This window comes from Neisseria sp. P0021.S005 (genome assembly GCF_051956955.1).
Window position 1 is genome coordinate 1 of record NZ_JBQCWY010000105.1, and the last position, 8204, is coordinate 8204.

General features: G+C 55.4%; 9 protein-coding genes. 2 read left to right on the top strand and 7 right to left on the bottom strand.

What is annotated here, in order from left to right; translation table 11 throughout:
- Window positions 1-125 precede the first annotated feature (125 nt).
- The 4 genes from ACTHUE_RS07820 to ACTHUE_RS07835 form a co-directional block, all read right to left on the bottom strand.
- Window positions 126-395 carry an HPr family phosphocarrier protein gene (locus ACTHUE_RS07820; protein ID WP_003747940.1) on the bottom strand — a complete coding sequence of 90 codons (270 nt, stop codon included), beginning with the start codon at window positions 393-395 and terminating at the stop codon, window positions 126-128.
- A gap of 44 nt (window positions 396-439) precedes the next feature.
- On the bottom strand, window positions 440-868 hold the full coding sequence (locus ACTHUE_RS07825) for a PTS sugar transporter subunit IIA (protein ID WP_003747942.1): 429 nt from the start codon (window positions 866-868) through the stop codon (window positions 440-442).
- A 57-nt stretch (window positions 869-925) separates the two neighbouring features.
- Window positions 926-1489, bottom strand: a complete 564-nt coding sequence (locus ACTHUE_RS07830) for a hypoxanthine-guanine phosphoribosyltransferase (protein WP_440403401.1) — start codon at window positions 1487-1489, stop codon at window positions 926-928.
- 114 nt (window positions 1490-1603) lie between these two features.
- Window positions 1604-3133, bottom strand: coding sequence for an ABC transporter permease (locus ACTHUE_RS07835; RefSeq protein ID WP_440402878.1), 1530 nt, complete (start codon window positions 3131-3133; stop codon window positions 1604-1606).
- A 232-nt stretch (window positions 3134-3365) separates the two neighbouring features.
- Here ACTHUE_RS07835 and ACTHUE_RS07840 point away from each other — a divergent pair, with 232 nt between their 5' ends.
- Entirely contained in the window at window positions 3366-3896 is a 531-nt protein-coding gene (locus ACTHUE_RS07840; RefSeq protein ID WP_081948031.1) for a cytochrome b, read from the top strand.
- A gap of 155 nt (window positions 3897-4051) precedes the next feature.
- The gene (gene pdxA / locus ACTHUE_RS07845) at window positions 4052-5056 is read left to right on the top strand and encodes a 4-hydroxythreonine-4-phosphate dehydrogenase PdxA (RefSeq protein ID WP_063076560.1); all 1005 of its coding nucleotides are present in this window, start codon (window positions 4052-4054) and stop codon (window positions 5054-5056) included.
- Between the two features lie 189 nt (window positions 5057-5245).
- Here the strand turns inward: pdxA and ACTHUE_RS07850 are convergent, their stop codons facing one another.
- The 3 genes from ACTHUE_RS07850 to gltS all read right to left on the bottom strand — a co-directional run.
- Window positions 5246-6241, bottom strand: a complete 996-nt coding sequence (locus ACTHUE_RS07850; RefSeq protein WP_070646505.1) for a S49 family peptidase — start codon at window positions 6239-6241, stop codon at window positions 5246-5248.
- Window positions 6242-6295: 54 nt separating this feature from the next.
- Complete coding sequence (locus ACTHUE_RS07855; RefSeq protein WP_070646506.1) at window positions 6296-7318, bottom strand: lysozyme inhibitor LprI family protein; 1023 nt, start codon at window positions 7316-7318, stop codon at window positions 6296-6298.
- Window positions 7319-7423: 105 nt separating this feature from the next.
- Window positions 7424-8204 (bottom strand): sodium/glutamate symporter (gltS, locus tag ACTHUE_RS07860; RefSeq protein ID WP_440403140.1); only part of this gene is annotated, 781 nt, incomplete at its 5' end.

The window sequence follows — 8204 nt, forward strand, 5'->3', positions numbered from 1 at the left end:
TTCGGCATCGAGTTTGTCGGGGGCGATGTCGTATTGGGGAACTTCCGCCGCGCCGCGCGTGATGAGGTGGGCGTGGCCGATGGCGATGCCTTTGCCTGCGGCCACACCGTGTAGGACGATGCTCATTATTCGCCCTCGCCGAAGTAGTCGTTGATGAGGTCGGTCAACGCCTGCATGGCGGCGGCTTCGTCTGCGCCGTCTGTTTCCAGCTCAATCACGGTGCCTTTGGCGGCGGCCAGCATCATCAGGCCCATGATGCTTTTGCCGTTGACACGGTTGCCGTTTTTGGTAACCCAGACTTCGCTTTGGAATTGGGAGGCGGTTTGGGTGAATTTGCTGGAGGCGCGCGCGTGCAGGCCGAGTTTGTTGATGATTTCGATTTCTTGTTTGAGCATGGATGTCCCCTAAATGTTCGTAAAGTGAATGTTTTCAGACGGCCTTAGCCGTTTTCTTTGCACACCAGGTCTTCGGGTGCGGATGTAATGGCGAAAATGCCCCGGATGGCGGCTTCTTTGACGGTTTCGGTGAAGTCGGAGAGGTTTTCGGCTTGTGATGAGTATTGGATGGCTTTAATCATCATCGGGGCGTTGAGGCCGGTCAGGATGGCGGATTTGTTTTCGCGCACCAGCCTGCGTGCGGCGTTGCACGGGGTGGCGCCGAAGATGTCGGTCATGATCAGTACGCCGCGGTTGTCGGGAAATTCCTGCAAGGCGGCGATGGCGTTGTTGATGATGTCGTTTTGGTCTTCATTGGGCTGAACGCCGAGAATACGGACGTTTTCGGGAAAGCCGTTGGGGAAGAAATGGTGGGTCAGCCCTTGGTAGGCTTCGCCTATGGTTTCGTGCGTGATGATAAGCAGGCCGATCATGATGTGTTCCTAGTGTTGGTTTGAGGCCGTCTGAAAACCTTTCAGACGGCCTTGGTTTTATTTGTTGTTTAAGGCGTAGATTTCGCCGAGGTTGCGCCAACAGCCGGCGGCATCCATGCCGTAGCCGAAGACGTAGCGGTTGGGTACGTCCAAACCGACATAATCGGCTTTGGTTGGTTTTTCTTTGTCGATCAGTTTGTTGGCAAACACGGCCGCACGGCAGCTTGCCGCGCCCATTTTCAACAGTTTTTCCTGAATGGCGGCCATGGTGTGGCCTTCGTCTAAAATATCGTCCAAAACGACTACATGACGGCCTTTGATTTGCTCGGGGTCGGGCATGCGTTTCCAGTTGAACACGCCGCCTGCGAGTTTGTCTCCGTAGCGGGAAACGTGGACGTAGTCAAAGTCCAAAGGAAAGCGCAACAGCGGCAGCAGCTGCCCGGTAAACACCACCGCGCCACCCATTACCGGCAGGAGCAGGGGGTATTTGTCGCCCAAGTCGCGGGTAATGTCGTCGGCAACTTTTTGCAAGGCTGCGCGGCATTGTTCTTGGTCAAACAGCAAATCGGCATTGTCCAGCATGGCTTGGGTTTCAAGGCGTTTGGTTTCTAAGTCGGTCATGATAGATCGTGTTGAGTGCGGTTAAAAACAAATTATATAGCGGATTCAATCAATTTTCGATACAAGGCGTGGCAATAGTGTAGTGAAAGTGAAGGGAGCTTGAGCCAACCACGTTCAGACGGCCTTTTGCCCTTCTGCTTCGTCCACCAGCAAAAATGCCGTCAAAGCCAAAGCGGTCAATACCGCCGTCAACACCATCGCCCGTCCGTAATTGTCCGCACCAGCGCGTCCGAGATAATCGTAAATCAAAGTGGTCAGCGTCTGCCATTCGGGGCGCGACAGAAACAATGTGGCCGCAAATTCGCCGATACACGTTGCCGAAGCCAAAGTCAGGCCGCGCCGTAAGGCCGGTTTCAATAAAGGCGCGGTTACATAACAGGCCGTCTGAAAAGCGTTTGCGCCCATGGTACGCGCCGCCGCCGCGTAATCTTTGGGCAAACCATCCCATGCGGCCAATACATCTTTGGCCACAAACGGATACGCCAACAGCGCATAAGTCGCGGTCAGCAGCCACAGCGAAGCCGTCCACTGCGGATAGAGCAGCAAAACGCCAAACGCGATGCACACGGGCGACACCATAAACGGCAAAAACATCAGCGCACGCAACCACGCCATTTGCCGTGCCGCCGCCGCATACAGCACGCCCAAAACCGTTGCCGCCGCCACGGCTGCCGCAGAGAAACGGACGGTGTTCCACACAGCCGCCCACGTTTGCGCCTCTAGCAAGACTGCCCATGAAGAGCCTGCCGATACCGCCTTGAGCCATACCGCCGCCAAAGGCAGCAGGCAGCACAGTGCCAACATGACCAATACCGTTGCCGTCAGCCATTTTTCCCAAGCCCATATCGGTGCACGCGGAGGCAAAGGCGAGACCGACTTATCCACAGCGACGCGCCTGCTCCAATACGCATACAAACCGCCTGCCGCCGCCGTAACCGCCAGCACCAGCCACACCAGCACCGACGCACGCGCCATATCCAACTCGTACGCCACCAGCCGGTAGATTTCCACTTCCACCGTTGCAAAACGTTCGCCGCCGAGCAGTAAGGCCAGTCCGAAGCCTGAAAAACAATATAAAAACACCAGACACGCGCCACCGGCAACCCACGCGCGCACCACCGGCCATTCGACCCAGACAAACCGCCGCCACGCGTCCGCGCCCAAAGATTGTGCCGACAGCAACCGCGCCTGCGGCACACGCATAAATCCCTGATACGCCGAGCGCACCAAAACCGGCAGGTTGAAAAACACGTTGCCGTAAATCAGCAGCCACGGCGTGTCCTGCCAACCTGCCGCCAGCATACCGTGTGCGCCAAATAAAGCCAGTACGCCCATGCCCGCCACCAAAGTCGGCATTACGAAAGGCAGCATCAGCAGGCGCAAAACCGTGCGCCGTCCGGCAAAATCCATCCGCGCCAGCACCCACGCCGCAGGCACGCCCAAAGCTGTAACCAAGACGCAGGTCAAAACCGCCTGCGCCACCGTCCAGCCCAAGCGCAGGCGCATATAGTCATCAGCCACCACTTCCGCCCAAGCACCCTCGCCGTCGTAAAACGCCAGCGACAGCAAAGGCGCGGCCACCATGACCGCCAAGAAACCCAAAGGCAGCAGCAACAGCGCACACCGCCGAATCCAAACCTGCATCGATGCGTACCTGAGAATAAAAACGCCTATTTTAGCCCGAGTTCGGCATAGAAGGTGGTATTCCTGCCCTTGTTTTCAGACGGCCTGGGCAGCCTGATGGATAAAACTGATGTTTATTCAAAATTTTCAAACATTTACGAAATGTCTTCAAAAAGGCAACAAAATTGGTTGGGCATTTTTGATACAATCCGCCGCTTCAAAAAATCAAATAAATCAAAAACAAGGAAACATTATGACCACTACACGTCCCCAAACCTACGATACCGTCTCGCGCGCATTGCACTGGCTGACCGTACTCGGCTTCATCGGCATCCTGACCACCATCGCCATCTGGACCATTTATGACGGCGAAGAATGGGTCGGCGCACTCTTCGGCGTGCACAAATCCATCGGTTTCATCACGCTGCTGGTGATTATCGTGCGCATTGTTTGGGCCTTGCTCAATGCATCCAAACGTCCTGCCGCCGACAGCTTTGCCGCCAAAGCCGGCCACCTTGCCCTTTACGTCCTCATGCTTGCCGTTCCCGTTATCGGCATGATCCGCCAATACGGTAGCGGCCGCGGCCCGTTGAAAGTATTCGGTGTCCAAGTGATGCAGGGTTCACCTGAAAAAATCGAATGGATGGCCAACCTCGGTAACATGGCGCACGGCAAACTCGGCTGGCTGCTCTTCGCGCTGGTCGCCGGCCACATCGCCATGGTCGTCGTCCACCGCATTCAAGGCCACGACGTTTTGTACCGCATGATCGGCCGTCGTTCTTAATTTGAAACGGTAAACAGACAAGGCCGTCTGAACACAGTTTGACCAAGCAAAAACTGTTTTCAGACGGCCTTTTTGTATTTGTGTTAATCTGCAAAAGTAGGGCAGGCATTTTGCCTGACGTTGTCTAAATACTGTAAACCATACCGAGAAACACCATGACTGCTCCCATTCTCGCCATCACTTCCGGTGAACCGGCCGGCATCGGCCCCGACATCTGCCTCGATTTGGCTTTCGCCGACCTTCCTTGCCGCCCCGTTGTTTTGTGTGACAAAAACCTGTTGGCGCAAAGGGCCGGACAGCTTGGCAAGTCCGTCATCCTGCGCGATTTTCAAGCCCAAGCGGCCGATCCGTTGCCCAAGGGCGAACTCGAAGTCCTACATATTCCCTTAGCTGCCGAGTGTCGGGCGGGCGAACTCAATCCTGCCAATGCCGCGTATGTCCTCCGGCTGCTGGATACGGCGTATCAAGGCATTTCAGACGGCCTGTTTGCCGGTATGGTGACTGCGCCGCTGCATAAAGGCATCATCAACGATGCCCACGCAGGCAACGGCTTTTTCAGCGGCCATACCGAATACCTCGCCGAAAAAAGCCATACTGAACAAGTCGTTATGATGTTGACCGGCGGCGGCCTGCGCGTGGCGTTGGTGACCACCCATCTGCCGCTGAAAGACATTTCCGCCGCCATCACGAAGCCTTTAATCGAGTCGGTTGTCCGCATTCTTGAACACGATCTGCGCCATAAGTTCGGCATAGCCAAGCCGGTCATCCTCGTTACCGGCCTCAATCCCCACGCCGGCGAAGGCGGCCATTTGGGACACGAAGAAATCGACACCATTATTCCGGCGCTTCATGCCCTGCAGGCCGAAGGCATAGACGCACGCGGCCCTTATCCGGCCGATACCGTGTTCCAACCCTTCCTGCTCAAAGATGCCGATGCCGTCCTCGCCATGTATCACGACCAAGGGTTGCCTGTGCTCAAATACGCCGGTTTCGGCGAAGGCGTGAACATTACCCTCGGCCTGCCCTTTATCCGCACCTCCGTCGATCATGGCACGGCCTTGAGCTTGGCAGGCACGGGCAAAGCCGATTCCGGCAGCCTGATGACCGCCGTCCGCGCCGCGCTTGATATGGCGCACAATATGCAGAAGCAGGCCGTCTGAAGCGTGGAGGTTTAATCGTTTGCAGGCGTAATGTGTTCCCGTAAAAGCATCATTTGGGATATTTGCCTGTCGGTTTATGAAGCCGATAAATGTTTGGACAATAATCAGCGTTTTATTTTAAAAACGATATAAAAAAGGCCGTCTGAAGCCCAATGATTTGGGTTTCAGACGGCCTTTTGGTTTTTTGGTTTACCAAATTTCAGACAAAGTTTCTTTGACTTTGGCCTTCACTTCCGCACCGAAGCGGCGGCTGAGCATTTTGCTGAAATCGTCTTGCGGCGTGTAGTTGACCAGCTCGGGGGCTTTGACGACATCGCGGGCAACGCTGTAAATGCTGCCGAAGTCGTCAATCAGGCCGACCTGTTTGGCTTCTTTGCCGGTATAGATGCGGCCGCTGAAAACGTCGGGATACTGTTTGTCTTTCAACCTTGCGCCACGGCCGAGTTTGACGGCTTTGATGAATTCTTGGTGGATATCGCCCAACATGGTTTCCCAAATTTGGGTTTGCGCCGGGGTTTCAGGTGTGAAAGGGTCGCCCATGCCTTTGTTGCTGCCGGCGGTTTTCAGACGGCGTTTGACACCGGCTTTGTCCATCAGGCCGGTAAAGTCGAACCCGCCGCCGATCACGCCGATGCTGCCGACAATGCTGGAAGGGTCGGCGTAAATTTTGTCGGCTGCGGCAGCAATGTAGTAGCAGCCGGAAGCGCACATGTCTTCGGCAACGAGGTAAACAGGGATGTCTTTGTGTTCGGCTTTGAGGCGGCGGACTTCGTTAAAGGCCGTGTTGGACACGACAGGCGAACCGCCGGGGCTGTTGGCGCGGATGATGATGGCCTTAGCGTTGCCGTTCTCGTAGGCGGCTTCCATGCTGTCGCGCAGGATTTGGACTTGGTCGTCGATGTCGTTGCCGATTTCGCCGGTCAGGTCGATAACGGCGGTGTGTTCACTGCGGGCATGGATACTTGTGGTTTTTCCTTCTTCTTCTGCGAAGCCGAAGATCAGGCTGAGGAAGATGAGGACGGCGACACCGCGCCAGATATTGCGCCAAATACGGGCGCGGCGCTGTTCTTGGTAGGCGGCGAGGAGGACTTCGCGCAGGGTGTTGCGCTCCCAGTTGTCGACGGGTGTGGAGGCTGAAGAGGGTGTGTTTTGGGCATCGCCTTCACGGTGGATTCGGTATTGCATGATGTGATGTGCTTTCTTGTGGGCCGTCTGAATGTTCAGACGGCCTTATCGGTTTTAGTTGATGGAATAGCCGCGCAGGTATTGCGTACGTTCGCGGGTCATGCGTGTTTCACACTGCAGGCGCAGGTATTCTGCTTGCGCGGCGTTGTCTGCGGACGCGGCGGCTTGTTGGCAGTTGAGTTTTTTGCTTTGAATCCAGGTGCGTTGTTCGCCGAGGATTTGTTGTTTGACATCGCTGTCCATGCCGCCCCAGAGGTCGTTGATCTCGCCGTCTGCCTGACGGTTTTGCGCGCGCGCGTTGTCGAGCTCGCTTTGGCTGAGGCCGGGTGGCTCGTTGCGCGGAGTTTCACGGTCAGGACGCAGGACTTCGTAGTCTGAATTATCGTCATCATCGGTCAAGCCGACAGCTTGGCTGGCGGCGTTGTTTTCAAGGATGTCTTGCGGATCAATAGTCGGTGGCTCTTCCGTGTTTGGGTTTTGCAGCAGCTTGATGGCCTGCTCTTTGGATACGGGTTTGCCGTCTATCATGACGATGCTTTTCACGCCGTAGGGCAGTAGGGTGGCGGAAAGGGTTTGGGCTGTGGTGCTCAGGGTGTTGTCTTCGAGAACCAGTTTGCCGTCTTTGTCGGGGGTGTAGAGCAGGGTGGTGCTGAACGTGTTGTTTTCAAAAGTCAGGTTGCTGCCCATTAGTTTTTGTTCGAGCATGTCGGACAACGGGGTGTTGCCGTAAATCAGCGGGCTGTTGTCTATAGCCGTTTTGAGGATGGTGTCGGGAATGTGGATTTTGAGGTTGGCGCGGCAGATGGCTTTGCCGTTGTCTTCGGTTTCTTTGGCGTCTTCAAGCAGGGTTTCTAATTCGAGGCCGGCGGCGATGATTTTGTCGGCATCAACGAATTGGCGGCTGTCATTGCGGGCAAAGGAGCGCGCTTGTTGTTTGAGGGTGTCTTCGATGGTGGTACGGATGTTTTGCAGTGTGGCCGGTTGGGCGCAATCAAGCGCGGCTTTCGGCTCTTCTTTGCTGCATGCAGCAAGAAGAATCGTGCTTAAAATCAATACGGAAGCGGTTTTTTTGTACATGGGTACTCCTGAAGATGACGGCCTTTCAGACGGCCTGACGTGCCTATCATAACAAAAGCACTTGCAGCAAGTAAATGCGGCAAGTGCTTTTCTATGTCAGATGTATCAGCCTTTGATGACGCTGACAAAGCCGGAGAGGATGGCGGCGTTGAGCAAGTCAACGAAGAACGCACCGACCATAGGTACAATCAGGAAGGCTTTGTGCGACGGGCCGAAGGTTTGGGTCAGGGACTGCATGTTGGCAACGGCGGTCGGGGTGGCACCCAAACCGAAGCCGCAGTGACCTGCCGCCAATACGGCAGAGTCGTAATCGCGACCCATGAAGACGTAGGTAACGAAAGTGGCGTACAGAATCATCACAACGGTTTGTACGGCCAAGATGATGGTCACAGGGCCTGCCAGACCGGTCAACTCCCACAGTTTCAGATTCAGAAGAGCCATGGCAAGGAAGAGTGACAGGGAAGCGTTACCGAATACGTCGATGGCGCGGTCAAACATATTGACTTTGAAGGCTGAGGTCAGGACGTTGCGGATGACCACACCTGCAAACAGACACCATACGAATTTAGGCAAGTCGAAGAAGGCTTTGTCGTAGCCATCCACGATTTCGGCAAATGCCAAACAGCCGGCAAACATAGCCAGGGTTTCGACAGCAGATTCCGCAGTAATCAGGCGGGTACGCTGTGCTTGTTCGAAGATGTCGTCGGCAGCATCGTTGTCGTCGGATTTGGCAGTTTTGACGACAGGTTTACGGCCCAATTTGTTGATCAGACGGCGTGCAACAGGACCACCGATCAAACCGCCGAATACCAGGCCGAATGTTGCAGAAGCCATACCTAAGCCGGTTGCGCCGGTCAGGCCGAATTTGCTTTCAAAGTCAGGACCC

Coding starts and splice junctions, on each gene's coding strand:
- ACTHUE_RS07835 (WP_440402878.1), bottom strand. CDS start 3,133: ATGCAGGTTTGGATTCGGCGGTGTGCGCTGTTGCTGCTGCCTTTGGGT.
- ACTHUE_RS07820 (WP_003747940.1), bottom strand. CDS start 395: ATGCTCAAACAAGAAATCGAAATCATCAACAAACTCGGCCTGCACGCG.
- ACTHUE_RS07830 (WP_440403401.1), bottom strand. CDS start 1,489: ATGACCGACTTAGAAACCAAACGCCTTGAAACCCAAGCCATGCTGGAC.
- ACTHUE_RS07840 (WP_081948031.1), top strand. CDS start 3,366: ATGACCACTACACGTCCCCAAACCTACGATACCGTCTCGCGCGCATTG.
- ACTHUE_RS07850 (WP_070646505.1), bottom strand. CDS start 6,241: ATGCAATACCGAATCCACCGTGAAGGCGATGCCCAAAACACACCCTCT.
- pdxA (WP_063076560.1), top strand. CDS start 4,052: ATGACTGCTCCCATTCTCGCCATCACTTCCGGTGAACCGGCCGGCATC.
- ACTHUE_RS07825 (WP_003747942.1), bottom strand. CDS start 868: ATGATCGGCCTGCTTATCATCACGCACGAAACCATAGGCGAAGCCTAC.
- ACTHUE_RS07855 (WP_070646506.1), bottom strand. CDS start 7,318: ATGTACAAAAAAACCGCTTCCGTATTGATTTTAAGCACGATTCTTCTT.